13 protein-coding genes are annotated in these 17,381 nt (G+C 69.2%); 3 read left to right on the top strand and 10 right to left on the bottom strand.

Annotated elements, in window-relative coordinates:
* A partial coding sequence (locus tag NON22_RS09190; protein ID WP_257386632.1) for a cache domain-containing protein occupies positions 1-858 on the bottom strand: 858 nt, incomplete at its 3' end.
* Between the two features lie 122 nt (positions 859-980).
* Here NON22_RS09190 and NON22_RS09195 point away from each other — a divergent pair.
* The 3 genes from NON22_RS09195 (at position 981) to NON22_RS09205 (ending at position 6,775) form a co-directional block, all read left to right on the top strand.
* Positions 981-2,267, top strand: coding sequence for a dicarboxylate/amino acid:cation symporter (locus tag NON22_RS09195; RefSeq protein WP_257386633.1), 1,287 nt, complete (start codon positions 981-983; stop codon positions 2,265-2,267).
* 82 nt (positions 2,268-2,349) lie between these two features.
* Entirely contained in the window at positions 2,350-5,451 is a 3,102-nt protein-coding gene (locus tag NON22_RS09200; RefSeq protein ID WP_257386635.1) for a TonB-dependent receptor domain-containing protein, read from the top strand.
* Positions 5,452-5,503: 52 nt separating this feature from the next.
* Positions 5,504-6,775, top strand: a complete 1,272-nt coding sequence (locus tag NON22_RS09205; protein ID WP_257386636.1) for a hypothetical protein — start codon at positions 5,504-5,506, stop codon at positions 6,773-6,775.
* A gap of 12 nt (positions 6,776-6,787) precedes the next feature.
* Here the strand turns inward: NON22_RS09205 and NON22_RS09210 are convergent, their stop codons facing one another.
* The 9 genes from NON22_RS09210 to dxr all read right to left on the bottom strand — a co-directional run.
* Positions 6,788-8,503: a sulfatase-like hydrolase/transferase gene (locus NON22_RS09210; protein ID WP_257386637.1), complete on the bottom strand. Its 1,716-nt coding sequence runs from the start codon at positions 8,501-8,503 to the stop codon at positions 6,788-6,790.
* 55 nt (positions 8,504-8,558) lie between these two features.
* Positions 8,559-9,779 (bottom strand): lipid-A-disaccharide synthase, encoded by a 1,221-nt coding sequence (gene lpxB, locus NON22_RS09215; RefSeq protein WP_257386638.1) that lies wholly within the window; start codon positions 9,777-9,779, stop codon positions 8,559-8,561.
* Between the two features lies 1 nt (position 9,780).
* Positions 9,781-10,551 carry an acyl-ACP--UDP-N-acetylglucosamine O-acyltransferase gene (lpxA, locus tag NON22_RS09220; RefSeq protein ID WP_257386639.1) on the bottom strand — a complete coding sequence of 257 codons (771 nt, stop codon included), beginning with the start codon at positions 10,549-10,551 and terminating at the stop codon, positions 9,781-9,783.
* Positions 10,551-11,018, bottom strand: coding sequence for a 3-hydroxyacyl-ACP dehydratase FabZ (gene fabZ / locus NON22_RS09225; RefSeq protein ID WP_257386640.1), 468 nt, complete (start codon positions 11,016-11,018; stop codon positions 10,551-10,553). The genes lpxA and fabZ overlap by 1 nt, the downstream gene beginning before the upstream one ends.
* Positions 11,015-12,046, bottom strand: coding sequence for a UDP-3-O-(3-hydroxymyristoyl)glucosamine N-acyltransferase (gene lpxD, locus NON22_RS09230; protein ID WP_257386641.1), 1,032 nt, complete (start codon positions 12,044-12,046; stop codon positions 11,015-11,017). The genes fabZ and lpxD overlap by 4 nt, the downstream gene beginning before the upstream one ends.
* Complete coding sequence (locus tag NON22_RS09235; protein ID WP_257386642.1) at positions 12,043-12,573, bottom strand: OmpH/Skp family outer membrane protein; 531 nt, start codon at positions 12,571-12,573, stop codon at positions 12,043-12,045. The genes lpxD and NON22_RS09235 overlap by 4 nt, the downstream gene beginning before the upstream one ends.
* Positions 12,574-12,652: 79 nt before the next feature.
* The gene (bamA, locus tag NON22_RS09240; RefSeq protein ID WP_257386643.1) at positions 12,653-15,001 is read right to left on the bottom strand and encodes an outer membrane protein assembly factor BamA; all 2,349 of its coding nucleotides are present in this window, start codon (positions 14,999-15,001) and stop codon (positions 12,653-12,655) included.
* A gap of 76 nt (positions 15,002-15,077) precedes the next feature.
* Positions 15,078-16,430 carry an RIP metalloprotease RseP gene (gene rseP, locus NON22_RS09245; RefSeq protein ID WP_257386644.1) on the bottom strand — a complete coding sequence of 451 codons (1,353 nt, stop codon included), beginning with the start codon at positions 16,428-16,430 and terminating at the stop codon, positions 15,078-15,080.
* A 7-nt stretch (positions 16,431-16,437) separates the two neighbouring features.
* On the bottom strand, positions 16,438-17,381 hold a 944-nt coding region (dxr, locus tag NON22_RS09250; protein ID WP_257386645.1), incomplete at its 5' end, for a 1-deoxy-D-xylulose-5-phosphate reductoisomerase.

A 17,381-nucleotide genomic window follows, 5' to 3' on the forward strand; every position in this document is an offset into this window, starting at 1 on the left:
GTGCAGGCGCCAGCGGTCTTCGCCGAGGTCGACGCTCTGCCACAACGCCGGCCGCGCCAGCGCCGGCTGCTCCACGCGCGCGACGCGTGCGCCGGCGCCGAGCTCGCGCAGGGTCTGCACGCGCAACGGCAGCAGGGCTTCGTCGGCGTACTGGCGCACCGCGCGGAGCTCCTGCCGGTCGGCCGCGTCGAGCGGGCGCAAGGTGCGATAGCGCCATTCGTCGCGACTGGCCAGGAACACCACGCCGTGCGCGTCGCTGACCAGCACGATGTCGGGCGTGCTCAGCCATTCGCGTTCCAGCGCGGCGAGTTCGATCTTGATGACGACCACGCCGAGCGTCGCGCCGGTCGGATCGCGGATCGCCTGCGACAGGAAGTAGCCGGGCTCGCCGGTGGTCACGCCGACGCCGTAGAAGCGGCCGCTGCCTTCCGCGAGGGCCTGCCGCACGTAGGGGCGAAAACCGTAGTCGAGCCCGACGTTGCTCGACGGCTCGCGCCAGTTGCTCGCCGCCAGGGCGATGCCGTCGCGGCCGATCAGGGTCAGGGTCGAGGAGCGCGTGACGTCGTTGGCGCGTTCGAGCCGCAGGTTCAGCGCCTCGCGCCGCGCCGGATCCAGCGGCGAGGACACGGCGGCGAGCAGTTCGGGATCCAGCGCCAGCACCTGCGGCAAGGTGCGGTAGCGGTCGATGCGCTGCTGCAGCGCCTGGGCGTACAGATCGAGCTGGCGCCGCACCTGCGCCTGCTCGGCGCGCAGCGAGCCGCTGCCGGCGATGCGCCAGGCGGCCGACATCGCCAGCGCCATGCCGCCGGCCAGGACCAGCAGCAGCGCTGCCGAACGATAGCGGTGTGCGATGCGCATCGGGCGAGTGTAGAGCGCGGCGCGGCGTGCTGCGCCGGCTAGTACGAATAGGTTATCGGCGCGGCGGCGGCGGCGGAGTACAAAGATCCCGCCGCGCGTCCGCGCCGCCCCACGGAGCCGCAATGCCCACCGCCGCCGCGCCGCCGCTGTATCGCCATCTTTACGTCCAGGTGCTGGCCGCCATCGTGCTCGGCGCGCTGCTCGGCCATTTCCAGCCGTCCCTCGGCGAAGCGATGAAGCCGCTCGGCGACGCGTTCATCAAGCTGGTGAAGATGATCATCGCGCCGGTGATCTTCCTGACCATCGTCAACGGCATCGCCGGCATGCCGCAGCTGTCCCGCGTCGGCCGCGTCTTCCTGCGCGCGATGGCCTATTTCCTGTTCTTCTCCACCCTGGCGCTGCTGATCGGCCTGCTGGTCGCGCATCTGGTGCAGCCCGGCGCCGGCATGCACGTGGACGTCGCGAGCCTGGATCAGGGCGCGGTGCGCGACTACGTCAACAAGTCCCATGCGCTGAGCCTGACCGGCTTCGTGCTCGACATCATTCCGCAGACCCTGCTCGGCGCGCTGGTCGGCGACAACATACTGCAGGTGCTGTTCGTCGCGGTGCTGTTCGGCATCGCGCTGGCGCACAGCGGCGAGCGCGGCCGCGCCGTGGCCGCGCTGCTCGACGCGCTGACCGCGCCGGTGTTCCGCCTCGTGCATCTGCTGATGCGCGCCGCGCCGCTCGGCGCGCTCGGCGCGATCGCCTTCACCGTCGGCAAGTACGGCCTGGACGTGCTCGCCAATCTAGCCTGGCTGGTCGGTTCGTTCTACGTCACGGCGCTGCTGTTCGTGCTCGTCGTGCTCGGCACGGTCGCGCGGCTCTGCGGCTTCTCGGTGCTGAAGCTGATCCGCTATCTCAAGGCCGAACTGCTGCTGGTGCTGGGCACGTCCTCGTCCGAGTCGGCGCTGCCGTCGCTGATGGAGAAGCTGGAGCGCGCCGGCTGCGGCAAGTCGGTCGTCGGCCTCGTGGTGCCGACCGGCTATTCGTTCAATCTCGACGGCACCAACATCTACATGACCCTGGCCGCGCTGTTCATCGCCCAGGCCACCGACACCGAGCTGACCGTGGGCCACGAAGTCGCGCTGCTGCTGGTGGCGATGCTGAGTTCCAAGGGCGCCGCCGGCGTCACCGGCGCCGGGTTCATCACGCTGGCCGCGACGCTCGCCGTCGTGCCGGAAGTGCCGGTGGCCGGCATGGCGCTGATCCTCGGCGTCGACCGCTTCATGAGCGAATGCCGCTCGCTGACCAATTTCATCGGCAACGCCGTGGCCACCGTCGTCGTCGCGCGCTGGGAAGGCGAGCTCGATCGCGACGCGCTGGCGCGTGCGCTGGATCCCGCGGCGGCAGTCCCGTCCACCGAGTGAAAGCGGCCGTGCGAGCCGCGCCAGGAACGAACCGCGCGAACAACGACCCGCGCCGAGAATGACACCAGGGGAGGAATCGAACATGCGCAAGATCCATCGTCCCGCACTGCTGGCCGGCGCCATTGCGGCCGTCCTCGGCGCCGCGGCGCTGCCGGTCCGGGCCCAGACCGCGCCGGCCCAGCCGCCGCCGGTCGAAGCCGATCCGGCGGCGCCGCCGAAGACCGAACAGTCCGCGCCCGACGACGCGGTCCGCACGGAGGAAATCGTCGTGGTGGGCACCCACATACGCGGCGCGCAGACCACGGCGGCGCTGCCGGTCGTCGTGGTCGGCCAGGACCAGATCGACGCCGCCAGCGCCGTCTCCGGCGACGAGTTGCTGCGCTTCATTCCGCAGATGGGCGACGTGCTGTTCGATGCGTCCAACAATCCGCAGACCAGCAACGCCGCGCGCGGCGACGTGAACTCGGTCAACCTGCGCTCGCTCGGCGTCGGCAACACCCTGGTCCTGCTCAACGGTCGCCGCCTCGTGCAGCATCCGACCAGCCAGGGCACTTCCGACACCGGCACGGTGCCGGTGCAGAGCTTCAACTCCAACGCCATTCCGGTCGCCGGGCTGGAGCGGCTGGAAGTGCTGCTCGACGGCGCCGCCGCGATCTACGGCGCCGACGCCGTCGCCGGCGTGGTCAACACCGTGCTGCAGAACGACTTCGACGGCTTTCGCGTCGACACGCGCTACGGCACCGCCGAAGGCACCAGCATGGACGAGTTCGAGACCAGCCTGTTCGCCGGCTGGAACCGCGACCGCGACAATCTCTCGCTGTTCGTCAACTATGTCGACCGCAGCGAGCTCTGGGCGGCGGACCAGGACTACACCGCGAGCGACGATCTGCGTCCGCTGTTCGCCGGCTATCCCGACTTCGCCAATGTCGCGAGCCTCGACGGCCGCGCCTCGAACACGCCGTGGGCGCGCCTGAGCGTCGGCACCCGGCCGGTGATCCGTTCCGACGGCACGGCCGTGACCAACAGCGCGGGCGCGTTCCACGTCCAGCCGCAGGACTTCGGCTGCGGCGTCGCGTTCGGCGACGATCTCTGCCTGGCCAGCGGCAACCACAACTTCAACACGACCAACCGCGAGATGCGCTACGACACGCGCCACGGAACCACCGTGCGTCCGTCGGTCGAGCGCCTGAACACGTATCTGACCGGCCACTACGAGCTGACCCCCGATGTCGAGGCCTTCGGCGAGCTCGGTTTCTATCGCGCCGTCAGCGAGGCGGTGCAGCCGCCGGTCGTCAATCTCAACAGCATCTGGATTCCCGCCAGCAACTACTGGAATCCGTTCGGCCCCACGCATTTCGCCGACGGCACGCTCAATCCGAACCGCCTGCCCAACCTCAGCGGCGTGCCCGACGCCGGACTGCCGGTGCAGATGACCAACTATCGCTACGTCGATGCCGGCTTCCAGCGCGTACGCGTGGAAAACTACCAGTCGCGCTTCGTCGGCGGCCTGCGCGGCGAGTGGGGCGGCTTCGACTGGGAATCGGCGCTCGTCTATTCCGAGGCCCAGGCCGAGGACCGTTCCCCGAACATCGACATGACGGCGCTGCAGCGCCAGCTGGCCTTGTCCACGCCCGACGCCTACAACCCGTTCGGCGGCGGCTGCGCCGGCACGCCGACCTACGGCGACTGTTCGCCGAGTTCGCCGGCGGCGATCGACGCGATCGTGTTCGATCTGGTGCGCAAGTCGCGCACGACCTTGAGCATGGCCGACTTCCGCCTGAGCCGCGGCGATCTGTTCGCGCTGCCGGCCGGACCTGCCGGCATCGCGTTCGGCCTGGAGGCGCGGCGCGAGACCCAGCGCGACGACCGCGACGCCAACCTCGACGGCACGATCACGTTCACCGACAGCGTCACCGGCCAGACCAATCTCAGCAACGTCGCCGCGGTCAGCCCCAATCCGGATACGGAAGGCGCGCGCAACGTCGGCTCGGGCTATGTCGAACTCGCGCTGCCGCTGGTCTCGCCGGCGATGGACGTGCCGCTGGTGCGCCAGCTCGACATGCAGCTGGCCGGGCGCTACGAGCACTATTCCGATTTCGGCTCGGTGGCCAAGCCCAAGATCGCGCTGGCCTGGGACCTCGTCGACGGCCTGCGCCTGCGCGGCTCGTATTCCGAAGGCTTCCGCGCGCCGAACCTGGAGCAGACCAACGCGACGCAGTATTCGCGCCTGGCCAACGGCGTGGATCACGTGCGCTGCGAGGCCGACCTGCGCGCCGGCCGCATCGACTCCTTCGCCGAGTGTTCGCAGAACACCGCCGGCGTGTCGCTGCTCGTGGCCGGCAATCCGGCGCTCGAGCCGGAGGAGAGCACCAACACGTCCTTCGGCGTGGTGTTCCAGCCGACCTTCCTGCCCGAGAAGCTCGGCCGCGTCACGTTGACCGTCGACCGCTGGCGCATCCGGCAGGAGCAGATCGTCGGTCTGCTCGGCGTGCAGACCGCGCTGACGCTCGACTATCTGCAACGCGTCGGCGGCGGCGCGAATCCGCTGGTCGTGCGCGCGGCGCCGACGCCCGAAGACATCGCGCTGTTCGCCGGCACCGGCATCGATCCGGCCGGCCAGGTGATTTCAGTCGCCGACCGTTTCATCAACCTGCAGCCGCAGACGGCGGGCGGCCTCGACTTCGGCCTGAACTGGGCGCTGCGCGGCACGCGTTTCGGCAATTTCAACATCGATCTCAACGCGACCAAGCTGCTGGAGTTCACGCGCGATCCGGGGCCCATCGTCAACGCGCTGTACGCGGCCCGCGACGCGGGAACCATCGACGCGAACACGCCGCTACCGGATCCGACCCGGCTGATCGGCCAGAACGGACGCCCGCAATGGCGCGCGAGCGGCGCGCTGACCTGGAGCCGCGGCCCCTGGCGCGCGGGCATCTCGTCGCAGTACATGAGCGGCTTCGAACAGCCGGATCTGCTCGGCGTCTCCGGCGCGCCGTTCAAGGTGGAGCACCAGCTTCTGACCAACCTCTACGGCCAGTACCGCTTCTACAACGAAACCACGCTGCGCGTCGGCGTGCGCGACGTGACCGACGAGGGGCCGTCGCTCGCCGACGGCGGCTATCGCGGCTCGCTGCAGAACCCGTGGGGACGCTACTGGTATGTGAGCATCAGCAAATCGTTCTGAGGGAGCACGGCAGATGCGCGGATCGAGCGGAGCGGCCCTGCGCCGGATCCTGGTGTGTGCGGCGGCAGCGCTGCTGTCGTTCCCTGCGGCGTCGGGCGCTGCCGCCGGCGTCGCGACGGCGTTCTCCAGGACCGCCTGCCCGCCGGCGGTCGCGGCCTCCGCCGACTGCAGCCAGGCGCGCGACGAGAACGGCGCCTGGCTGCTCGTCGCGATGCCGCGCCATTGGAACCGGCGCTTGCTCGTGCATGCGCACGGCGGCCCGCGCCTCGGCGAACCGCGGGCCGGCGACTCGGCCGAGGACCTGGAGCGCTTCGCGGTGCTGGTGCGGGCCGGCTATGCCTGGATCGGCTCGACCTACCGCCGCGGCGGCTACGGCGTGCGCCTGGCGGCCGCCGACGTCGACAACAGCCGTCGGCGGTTCTGGGCGCAATGGGGCCGGCCCGAACGCACGGTGCTGCACGGCCAGTCCTGGGGCGGCAACGTCGCGGCCAAGGCAGCCGAGCTGTACGCGCTGGACGCGGACGGCCGCGCCGATTACGACGCTGTGCTGATCACCAACGGCGTACTGTCCGGCGGCACGCGCGCCTACGGGTTCCGCGCCGACCTGCGCGCGATCTACCAGTATTACTGCCGCAACCACCCCGCGCCGGGCGAAGACGTCTATCCGCTGTGGCAGGGCCTGCCCGCCGCGGCGCGCATGGACCGGGACGAACTGCGCCGCCGCGTGCAGGACTGCACCGGACTGGACTCGGCGCCGGCGCAGCGCACGCCGGAGCAGGCGTCGCGGCTGCGCGACATCCTTGCGGTCAGCGGGGTCGCCGAGCGCGAGCTGCTGGCGCATCTGGCCTGGGGCACCTTCCATTTTCGCGACCTGGTGCAGAAACGCCTCGGCGGACGCAATCCGTTCGACAACACGCAGACGCGCTACCGCGGGTCGCGCGACGACGTGGCGCTGAACGCCGGCATCGAACGCTTCTCGGCCGATCCGCAGGCCCAGGCGCAACTGGCCTATGACGCCGATCTTTCCGGGCTTATCGTGCTGCCCACCTTGACCGTGCACGCGCTGCACGATCCGGTCGTGTCCGCGGCGGCCGACGGCGACTATGCCGCGACGGTCGCGGCCGCCGGCCGCAGCCGGCTGCTGGCCCAGGTCGCGACCGACGAGTACGAGCACAGCCGGCTCAAGGACGCGACCTATCTCGGCGCGCTGCAGGCGCTGGACGCCTGGCTGGACGGCGGCGTCCGGCCCGATGCGGCCGCGCTGCAGCGCCGCTGCCTGGCCTCGGCGCCGGACGCCGCGGACTGCCGCTTCGTGACGCCGTGAACGGCGGCGCGGCTATTCCTGCAGCGCGTGCAGCTTGCCGTAGACGTAGGCGTGGTAGGAGTCGAGCAGCGTGCGGTCCGGACAGTCGAAATAGCGGCCCTGGCAGCGGTCGCGCAGCAGCGCGTTGGCCTCGTAGAAATCGTCCTTGCGCAGGTCGGCGACGTCGAGCAGCAGCGAGCCGAGATAGATGATGTCGAGCACGTCGAAGTCGACTTTGCGCCGCAGCGGGAAATTCGACTTGAGCATGTAGTAGGTGACCTTGGTCGGATCGGTCACGCCCTTGGGCACGCGCTTGGTCAGCGAATTGATCGCGCCGTCGAACGAGGGCTGGTGGTCGCCGAAATGCATGAGCACCGTGCGCCGCTCGCTCGCGAACAGCTTCTGTTCGAGCTCGGACATGGCCTGCTCGGACTGCTCCAGCCGCGACAGGTAATTGCCGATGTTGAGGTTGAGCCAGCTGTCGAGCTGCCTGGGGAACAGCGGCTTGTTGTAGGGCGAGGGCAGCTGGCCCAGCGGCGTCATGTGCGGGCCGTGCTGGTGCAGGGTCAGCATGAACACGAACAGCGGCTGCTCCGGATGGTCGCGGCGCTCCTGCGCGACGATGCGGTCGAACACCTTGAGCAGGTCGAAGTCGGTCGATTCCCAGCCCAGGCCGTTGTCGCTGCCGTCGTAGAACTCGTCGAAGCCGTAGAAGCGGTAGGCGTTGCGCGCGTTGATGAAGCTGCCCGACATCGGGTAGATCACGAGCGTGCGGTAGCCGTTCTCTTTCATGACGCGCGGCAGGCTGTAGGCCACGCGCGGCGCGAGGTTGAACGGCGCGTAGAGGCCGGCGTTGCCGAACAGCACGTGCGCCATGCTGGTCAGGAACGCGAACTCGCTGGTCCAGGTGCCGCCGCCCCAGGTGTGTACCTGCAGATAACCGTGGGCGCGCGTGCGCTTGTCGTCCTGGAACAGCTTGCGCTTGCACAGCGGCAGCTTGCACACCGTCAGCATGGTCGGGTCGAACGTGCTCTCCTCGAGCACGACGACGATGTCGGGACGCTGGCGCGGATCGCCGCCGGTCGCGACCTGCTCGTTCCAGACCTGCTTCTCGGCCGCGCCCGCGACGAGCTTGGGCATTTCGATCTGGGTCGAATGGAACGAGATGAAGAAGTCGGTCAGGTAGCTCTTGTCGTTCATCGCCGCCCACATGCCCTTGCCGTAGACGGCGGCGAACGGGCCGTGCGGGTTCGACGCCTGGAACAGCGCGAACGCGCTGAGCGCGGCGACGACCGCGAGGGCGAGGCGGCGCCGCAGCGGCGGCCAGTCCGGCAGCACGCGCGGCGGGTCGATGCGCCAGATGCCGATCAGGCCCAGCGGCAGCAGGATCAGGCCGATGAAGCTCGCGATCAGCAGCACCGGATAGCGCAGGATGACTTCGAGCGTGTCGACGTTGACGAAATAGACCAGGTCCGGCGCGAGCAACGGCGTGGTCAGGTAGGTGACCTTGAGCACGCTGCTGGCCAGCAGCAGCGTGAACAGCCCCGCGGTCGCGAGCAGGCTGAAGGCGATGCGCCTGGTCAGGCAGATCAGCAGCACGCAGAGGCTGCCGCTGAGCAGTGCGGTGAACACGCGTTCCTGCGGAGTGCCTTCGCTCAGCGGTCCGTGCAGCAGCATCGCCGCATAGGCCAGGACCGCGAGCAGGTACAGCAGCAGACTGCGGCGGTCGAGCGGGTAGAGAAGGCGCATCACCGGTTCGGGCAGGCGGAACTGGCGCGCATGGTGCGGCGGCGGCCCAGGCAGGTCAATGGGCCTCGCCGCCCTCGACCAGCGCGGCCACGGCCGCGGCGGCGCTGCGGTTCGCGTCGCCGATCAGCGCCTTGTGCAGGCGCTCGAATTCGGCCACGAGCGCGACGCGGCCGGCGCTGTCGGCGTACAGCGCGAGCAGCGCGTCGGCCAGCGCCTGCGGCGTGCAGGCGTCCTGCAGTATCTCCGGCACGAGGTCGCGACCGGCCAGCACGTTCGGCAGCGAATAGCGCGTCGTGCGCATGAGCTTGAACCAGGTCACGATCGTGTAGGTCAGCGGCGCGACCTTGTAGGCGACGACCATCGGCCGTTTCGCGAGCATGGCCTCCAGCGCGGCCGTGCCCGAGGCGACCAGCACGAGATCGGCGGCGAGCAGCGCTTCGGCGGCGTGGCCGTCGACGAGCACGATGCTGCCGCGCGAGGCCGGGTCGGCGCTGCGCAGGTCGATGCCGAGGCCGTCGGCGATCTGCTCGAACGCGTCGCGGCAGGCCGGGCTGGCCATCGGCACGACGACCTGCAGCTCGGGAATCTGCTGCTGGCAACGCCGCGCCGCCTGCAGGAAGTCGGCGCCGAGGCGGCGGATCTCGCCGAGGCGGCTGCCCGGCAGCACGGCCAGCACCGGCGCTTCGGATGCGAGCCCGAGCGCCGCGCGTGCCGGCAGGCGTTCGGTCACGAGCGGGAAGCGGTCGGCCATCGGGTGACCGACGAACTGCGAGCGCACGCCGTAGCGCGCGTAGATCGGCGGCTCCATCGGAAACAGGCAGAGCACGAGATCGGCGCTGCGGCCGAGCTTGCGCGCGCGCTGCTCGCGCCAGGCCCAGATCGACGGGCTGACGTAGTGCGCGGTGCGCAGGCCGCGCGCCTTGAGCTTGCGTTCGAGCGTCAGGTTGAAGTCCGGCGCGTCGATGCCGATGAACGCCGCCGGCCGCAAGGCCGCGATCCGTCGCAGCAGGTCGGCGCGGATGCGCAGGAGTTCGGGCAGATGGCGCAGCACTTCGACGAGGCCCATGACCGCGAGCTTGTCGGCCGGATACCAGGCCTCGAGGCCGGCCTCCACCATGCGCGGCCCGCCGACGCCGACGAAGCGTGCGTCCGGCCAGCGTTCGCGCAGGCCGTGGATCAGCCCGGCGCCGAGCTGGTCGCCCGATGCCTCGCCGGCGACGAGCGCGAATACCGGCGCGCCGGCGGCCGTCTTCCCGGCCACGGGCTGCGGCGGCACGTCAGCGCACCAGCGAACGCTGGCTGCGGTCGATGAAATCGAGCATCAGGCGCACGTCGGGCGCATCGGAGGACGCGCGCGCGAGCTCCTCGCGCGCCTCGGCGAGCGGCAGGCCCGACTTGTACAGGGTCTTGTAGGCGCGGCGTATCGACAGGATGCGTTCGCTGTCGAAGCCGCGGCGCTTGAGGCCTTCGCTGTTGATGCCCTTGGGCTCGGCGAAACTGCCGGCCACGGTCACGTACGGCGGCACGTCGCGGTTGATGATGGAGCCCATCGAGGTGAACGCGTGCGCGCCGATCTGGCAGAACTGGTGCACGAGTGTGAAGCCGCCGAGGATGACCCAGTCGTCGACCGTGACGTGGCCGGCCAGCGACGCGGCGTTCGCGAAGATGACGTTGTTGCCGACGATGCAGTCATGGGCCAGGTGCACGTAGGCCATCAGCCAGTTGTCGTCGCCGATGCGCGTGACGCCGCCGCCGTCCTCGGTGCCGCGGTTGAACGTGACGAACTCGCGGATCACGTTGCGGTCGCCGATTTCCAGCAGCGAGCGCTCGCCGTGGAATTTCTTGTCCTGCGGCGCCGCGCCGATCGAGGCGAACTGCCAGATGCGGTTCTCGCGGCCGATGCGCGTCGGCCCTTCGATGACGACGTGCGGGCCTATCCAGGTTTCGTCGCCGATCTCGACGTCGGCGCCGATGACGCTGTAGGCGCCTACACTGACGTTGGACCCCAGGCGCGCGGCGGGGTCGATCACAGCGGTTGGGTGGATCATCAGTCGTTACGCTCCGCGCACAACAGTTCCGCCTCGGCGACCACTTTGCCCGCGACCAGCGCCTGGCACCAGAACTGGCCCATGCGGCGGATCATGCGCTTCTGCTCGACTTCGAGCACGAGCTGGTCGCCGGGGCCGACGATGCTCGTGAAGCGCGCCTTGTCGACCTTGACCAGATAGAACAGCGCGCTCGCGCTCGGCGACTCGATGTTGGTCAGCTGCACGAGCAGGCCCGAGGCCTGCGCCAGCGCCTCGATGATCAGCACGCCGGGCATGACCGGGTGGCCCGGGAAATGGCCCTGGAAGAACGGCTCGTTGATCGTCACGTTCTTGAGCGCGGTCAGGCGCTTGCCGGATTCGAACTGGGTCACGCGGTCGACCAGCAGGAACGGATAGCGATGCGGCAGCAGGTCGAATATGCGACCGACGTCCAGCGGCAAGGTCAGGCTGGCGTTCGAATCGTTCATGGAGCGGAATCCTTTTCTAGGGCTTTCAGACGGCGCGCCATTTCGTCCAGATGGCGGAATCGCGCCGCATTGCGGCGCCACTGGCGGTTTTCCTGGATCGGCGTGCCCGAGGAATATTCGCCGGCGGCGGTGATGGAGTGGGTCACCAGGGTCATCGCGGTCACGGTGACCCGGTCGGCGATGCTCAAGTGGCCTAGGATACCGGCAGCGCCGCCGATCAGACAGTAGCGGCCTATGCGCGCGCTGCCGGCTACGGCCGAGCAGCCGGCCATGGCCGTATGCGCGCCGACGTGGACGTTGTGGGCGATCTGGATCTGGTTGTCCAGGCGCACGTCGTCCTCGAGCACGGTGTCCTCGAGCGCGCCGCGGTCGATCGTGCTGTTGGCGCCGATCTCGCAGTCGTCGCCGATGCGCACGCCGCCGAGCTGCGGCACCTTGATCCAGTGGTCGCGCTCGAAGGCCAGGCCGAAGCCGTCGGAGCCGATCACGGCGCCCGGATGCACGAGCACGCGCCGGCCCAGGCGCACGCGCGTGACCAGGGTGACCCGTGCGACGAGGCGCGAACCGGCGCCGACCACGCAGTCGGGGCCGACGATGCAGCCCGGGCCGAGCGCGGCGCCGTCCTCGATCACGGCGCCGTCCTCGATCACGCAGAGCGGGCCGATGCTCGCGCTCGCGGCTACGGAGGCGCCGGCGGCGACGACGGCGCTCGGATGCACGCCGGCCGGCGCGTCGGCCACGGCCTCGAACAGCGCGGCGATGTGCGCGTAGGCGACGTAGGGATCGCGCGCGACGAGCGCGGCGCCGCTGCGCAGCGGCAGGTCGTCGGCGCGCAGCACGACGACGCCGGCCCGCGAGGCCTGCATCTGCGCGCGGTAATGCGGATTGGACAGGAAGCTCAGCTGGCCGGGACCGGCCAGCGCGAGCGTGGCCACGCCGTCGACGGTCTGCGCCGGATCGCCGTGGAGCTCCAGCGCGAAACGCCCGGCCAGCTCGCCGAGCGCCCAGCTCCGCGGCGCGGCGCTCATGGCGTGGCCCGCTTGGACTGGAAGTCGCGGCGCAGGCGTTCGAGCACCCGGTCGGTGATGTCGATGCGCGGGTCGGCGTAGACCACCGGACTCGGTACGACGAGGTCCAGCCCCTGCTCGCGTGCGTAGTCGACCACGGTGTTGTTGATCTCCTGCCAGCTCTTGTCGAGTTCCTGGTCGCTGCGGCTCTTGAGCTCGGCGCGCAGTTCCTCGCGCGTGCGCTTGACGCTGCGCTCCAGTGCGTCGATCTCGCGCTTCTTCGCGTCGGCGTCGGTCTTGCTCAGCAGCGCGCCGTCGCGTTCGAACTCGTTCTTGAGGTCGTTCAGCCGCGTCTCGTCGCGCTTGAGCGCTGCGTCGCGCGCGGCGAACTCGCGCTGCAGCTTGTCGCGGCCGGCCTGGACCTGGGGCGCGTTGTCCAGCAGCCGCTTCATGTCGACGTAGCCCAGCTTGCTCTGCCCCAGCGCCGCCAGCGGCAGCAGGGCCAGAACGAGCGCTAGTCGACGTGCTGCGGTTGCGTGCTGGCCCACGCGTGTCCTCCGTTCTTGCGTTCGCTGCGGCGGAGCGGGGCTGGCCGGTCCGCCGTCGCTGCGATGATGCCAGTTTCGATCAGAACTGGGTGCCGAAGGAGAACTGGATCGACTCGGTCTTGTCGCCGTCCTTCTTGCGCAGCGGGCGCGCCACGTTGATCGTGATCGGTCCCACCGGCGCCTGCCACTGCAGGGCCAGACCCGTCGATGCGCGCAGCTCGCCGGCGTCGAAGTCGCCGAAGGACTTGTACACGTTGCCGACGTCGACGAAGGCCGAGATGCGCACCGAGTCGCTGTCCTTGGCGAACGGGGTCGGCAGGATCAGCTCGGCCGTGCCGAGCACCTTGAACGCGCCGCCGAGCGGCTGGCAGTAGTCGCTGAGGATGCTGACGCGTTCGCACGGACCCAGCGTGTTGTCCTCGAAGCCGCGCACGTCGCGCACGCCGCCGGCGTAGAAGTTCTCGAAGAACGGCAGGCCGCCGATGCGCAGCGGGACCTTCTCCGGCGAATTCGGATCGTAGCGGCCGGTCGCGTCGCGGTAGGAATCGCCGTAGCCGAGGTTGCCCGACAGCAGGAACGTGAACTTGTCGCTGAGCGGGAAGTAGTGCACGCCCTGGTAGTAGAGCTTGTAGTACTCGAGCGTCGAGCCGGGCAGGGCGATTTCGGCCGAGATCGACTGCAGGCCGCCGCGCGTCGGCGTGAAGTACTTGTTGCGCGTGTCGTGGGCCCAGGACGCGGTCAGGTTCCAGGTGTGGATCGTGCGGTGGTCGAGGTCGGTGATGTAGCGGATGATGTTCGGCGGCGTGTAGCCCTCGAACGTGTTGATCTTGGTCTTGTTGAGGCCGAGCTGGAACTGCACCGAGTCGGTCTCGCCGACCGGCACGCCGACGAAGGTCGAGAACGCGGCCGTGTCGGTGGAGTAGTTCGCGATGTTCGCCTCGCTCTGGTCGAGGTTGCGCACGCTCGCGTTGTAGCCGAGCGCGATGCCCGAGTCGTTGAGGTAGGGCTGGGCGTAGCTGACGTCGTAGCGCTTGAGGTAGGAGCTGCGCTGCACTGTCATCGCGACGCGGTCGCCGGTACCCAGGAAGTTGTTCTGCGAGACCGACACCGAGGCGATGAGCTTCTGCACCTGCGAATAGCCCAGGCCGAACAGCAGGCTGCCGGAGGGCTGTTCCTCGACCGTCACGACCATGTCGACCTGGTCTTCGCTGCCGGCGACCTTCGGCGTCTCGATGTTGACGTTCTTGAAGTAGCCGAGGCGCTGCAGGCGCACCTTGGACCGGTCGATGGCCGCCTGCGAATACCAGGAGCCTTCGAGCTGGCGCATCTCGCGGCGCAGCACCTCGTCCTCGGTGCGCACGTTGCCCTTGAACGTGATGCGGTTGACGTACACGCGCTTGCCGGGCTCGATGTAGAACGTGACCTCGACGGTGCGCCCTTCCTTGTCGGTCTTGGGCACCGGCGTCACTTCCGCGAACGCATAGCCGATGTTGGACAGCACCGAGCTCATGGCCTTGGCGCTCTGCTCGAGCTTGCGCCGCGAGAACGTGTCGCCGGCCTTGGTCTTGAGCAGCGCGCGCAGGCTTTCCTCGGGCAGGATCAGCTCGCCGAGCAGCTTGATGTCGCTGATCGTGTAGAGCTGGCCTTCCTGCACGTTCGCGCTGACGTAGATGTTGCGCTTGTCCGGGCTGATCGAGACTTCGGTCGATTCGACGTTGAAGTCGGCATAGCCGCGGTCGAGGTAGTACGAGGCCAGCTTCTCGAGGTCGCCGGACAGCTTCTCGCGCGAGTACTGGTCGTCCTTGGAATACCAGGAGGTCCAGTTGGTCGTGTCGGACTCGAACTCGTCGCGGATCTCCTTGTCGCTGAAGACCGTGTTGCCGACGACGTTGATGTGCTTGATCTTGGACGCCTTGCCCTCGGCGATCACGATGTTGATGTCGACGCGGTTGCGGTCGAGGTTGGTGACCTTCGGCGTGATCGAGACGTTGTACTTGCCGCGGTTGTGGTACTGGCGCGTCAGTTCCTGCTGCACGCGGTCGAGCTGCAGGCGGTCGAAGGTCTCGCCTTCCTCCAGGCCGATGCCCTTGAGGCCCTTGCGCAGCTCTTCTTCCTTGAGCTCCTTGTTGCCCTTGAGCGTGATCTTGGAGATGGCCGGGCGTTCCTGCACGGTCACGACGAGGATGTCGCCCTGGCGCGTGAGCTGCACGTCGTTGAAGAAGCCGGTCTTGAACAGCGCGCGGATCGCCTTCTCCGCCGTGTCGGCGGTCACGCGGTCGCCCTTCTCCACCGGCAGGTAGGTGAACACGGTGCCTGGCGCGATGCGCTGCAGGCCGTCGATGCGGATCTCCGAGACGACGAAGGAGTCGAACGCGTGGGCCTCGGCGGTGAGGCAGGCGAGCAAGAGCAGGGCGGCGATACGCTTCATCGTCAATCCGTCAGGGTTTTCTTATTGTGCGGCGGGCGCTTGCCGCGGTTTGTTGTAGTGCCGGTCCAACTGCCGGTCAGGACAGTAGCCGGTGCACGATGTCGTTGTAGAAAGCGAGTCCCATCAGGGCGGCAAGCAGCACCAGGCCGGCATACTGGCCGGCGATCAGCGCTTTCTCGCTGAGCGGGCTGCCCTTGATCGACTCGATAAGGTAATACACGAGGTGACCGCCGTCCAAGATCGGAATCGGCAGCAGGTTCATGATGCACAGGCTCAGCGAGATCAGCGCCAGGAAATAGCAGAACCAGGCCACGCCGCGCTGGGCCGAATCGTTGGCCACGGCCGCGATCGTGATCGGGCCCGAGATGTTCTGCAGCGAGGCCTTGCCGCTGAACATGCGGCCTATCATCTCGAGCGTCTTGCGCGTGAGGTTGCCGGTCTCGCGCAGCGCGGCCGGCACGGCGGCCAGCGGACCGTAGCGCAGCAGCGCGTCGAACGGCGGTTCCACGTATTTGGGCCCGATGCCGATGCGCCAGACCGGCTTGCCGTTCTCGGTCTCCCGGCGCGGGGTCAGGGCGACCTGCTGCGGCTCGCCGGCGCGCACGATGTCGAGCGCGAGCGGCGTGCCCGCGGCGGCCTGGACCTGCTCGACGAAGCCGTTCCAGGTCGCGATCGGCTTGCCGTCGACGCCGACGAGCTTGTCGTCGACGCGCAGCCCGGCGGCTTCGGCGGCGCTGCCGGGCCTGACCTCGCCGACGAAGAACTCGGTCGGCATCAGGAACTTCGGCGTCAGGCCGATCTCGCGCATCGCGCCGAGCTCGTCCTTGTCGGCGGCGATCGTGCCGAGCGGGAGCCGGCGCTCGGCCGTGCGGCCGTCGGCGCCGGTCACGCGCACCGCGACGTCGCGCCGGTCCAGCGCGTGGCCGAGCAGCACGAGATTGGCGTCGGTCCAGTTCGACACGGATTCGCCGTCTATCGCGTCGATGCGGTCGCCCGCGGCGAAGCCGGCGACCGCGGCGAGGTTGTCGGCGCGGCCGACGACGGGCTGGTAGTCGGGCTTGCCGATCACGAACATGGCCCAGAGCGCGACCACTGTAAACAGCAGGTTGAAGGCCGGGCCGGCGGCGACGACGAGCATGCGCTGCCAGACCGGCTTGGCGGTGAAGTCGCCGGCGCGTTCGGCCGGGCTGACTTCGACTTCGCGCGAATCGAGGAACTTGACGTAGCCGCCGAGCGGGATCGCCGAGATGCAGTATTCGGTGCCGTCCTTGCCGATGCGGGTCCACAGCGGCTTGCCGAAGCCGATCGAGAAGCGCAGCACCGTGACCCCGAAGCGGCGCGCGACCCAGTAGTGGCCGAACTCATGGAAGGTGACCAGCAGGCCGAGCGTGACCGCCAACCACCAGATGGATCCGAGAACGTTGCTCATGCGGGGCTCAACAGTGCAGGCGGCGCATCATACGTTGGGCCGCAGCCCGGGCGGTTAAGTCCGTCTGAATGAGCTGGTCCAGACCCGTGACGGGCTCTGCCGGGATCGTGTCGAGGCAGGCCTCGATGACCTCGGCGATCGCGAGGAACGGCAACTGGCCGTCGAGGAAGGCCGCCACGGCGACCTCGTTGGCCGCATTCAGCACGGCCGGTGCGGTGCCGCCGCGGCGCAGCGCCGCGTAGGCCAGCGCCAGACAGCGGAAGGTATCCAGGTCCGGCGGCTGGAAATCCAGCCGCGCGAGCGCGATGAGATCCAGCGGCTTGACCCCGGCGTCGATGCGTTCGGGCCAGGCCAGGCCGTAGGCCAGCGCCGTGCGCATGTCCGGATTGCCGAGCTGGGCCAGCACCGAACCGTCGGCGTATTCGACCAGCGAATGCACGATGCTCTGCGGATGCACGACCACGTCGATGGCGTCGGGCGGCGCATCGAACAGGAAATGCGCCTCGATGACTTCGAGGCCCTTGTTCATCAGGGTGGCCGAGTCGACCGAGATCTTGCGGCCCATGCGCCAGTTCGGATGGGCCACGGCCTGTTCCGGCGTGATGCCGGCGAGGTCGGCGCGGACCTTGCCGCGGAACGGCCCGCCCGAGGCGGTCAGGATCAGCTTGCGCACGCCGCAGCGGGCCGGCGCCTCGCGCCGCGTCGCCGCCGGCGGCGGCAGGGACTGGAACAGCGCGTTGTGTTCGGAGTCGACCGGGAGCAACTCGCCGCCGCCTTCGCGCAGCGCCGCGAGCAGCAGCGGCCCGGCCATGACGATGGCTTCCTTGTTCGCGAGCAGCAGGCGCTTGCCGGCGCGTGCGGCGGCCAGGGTCGATTCGAGTCCGGCCGCGCCGACGATCGCGGCGACGACCGTGTCGCACAGCGGCGAGGCGGCGGCCTCGGCCAGCGCCG

The organism is Tahibacter caeni, assembly GCF_024609805.1.
Lineage (GTDB): Bacteria > Pseudomonadota > Gammaproteobacteria > Xanthomonadales > Rhodanobacteraceae > Tahibacter > Tahibacter caeni.

Bases quoted from the DNA above. Each gene is read 5' to 3' on its own strand.
- lpxA (WP_257386639.1), bottom strand. From the start codon at position 10,551: ATGATCCACCCAACCGCTGTGATCGACCCCGCCGCGCGCCTGGGGTCC.
- fabZ (WP_257386640.1), bottom strand. From the start codon at position 11,018: ATGAACGATTCGAACGCCAGCCTGACCTTGCCGCTGGACGTCGGTCGC.
- rseP (WP_257386644.1), bottom strand. From the start codon at position 16,430: ATGAGCAACGTTCTCGGATCCATCTGGTGGTTGGCGGTCACGCTCGGC.
- NON22_RS09200 (WP_257386635.1), top strand. From the start codon at position 2,350: ATGCGCAAGATCCATCGTCCCGCACTGCTGGCCGGCGCCATTGCGGCC.
- lpxD (WP_257386641.1), bottom strand. From the start codon at position 12,046: ATGAGCGCCGCGCCGCGGAGCTGGGCGCTCGGCGAGCTGGCCGGGCGT.
- NON22_RS09210 (WP_257386637.1), bottom strand. From the start codon at position 8,503: ATGCGCCTTCTCTACCCGCTCGACCGCCGCAGTCTGCTGCTGTACCTG.
- bamA (WP_257386643.1), bottom strand. From the start codon at position 15,001: ATGAAGCGTATCGCCGCCCTGCTCTTGCTCGCCTGCCTCACCGCCGAG.
- NON22_RS09195 (WP_257386633.1), top strand. From the start codon at position 981: ATGCCCACCGCCGCCGCGCCGCCGCTGTATCGCCATCTTTACGTCCAG.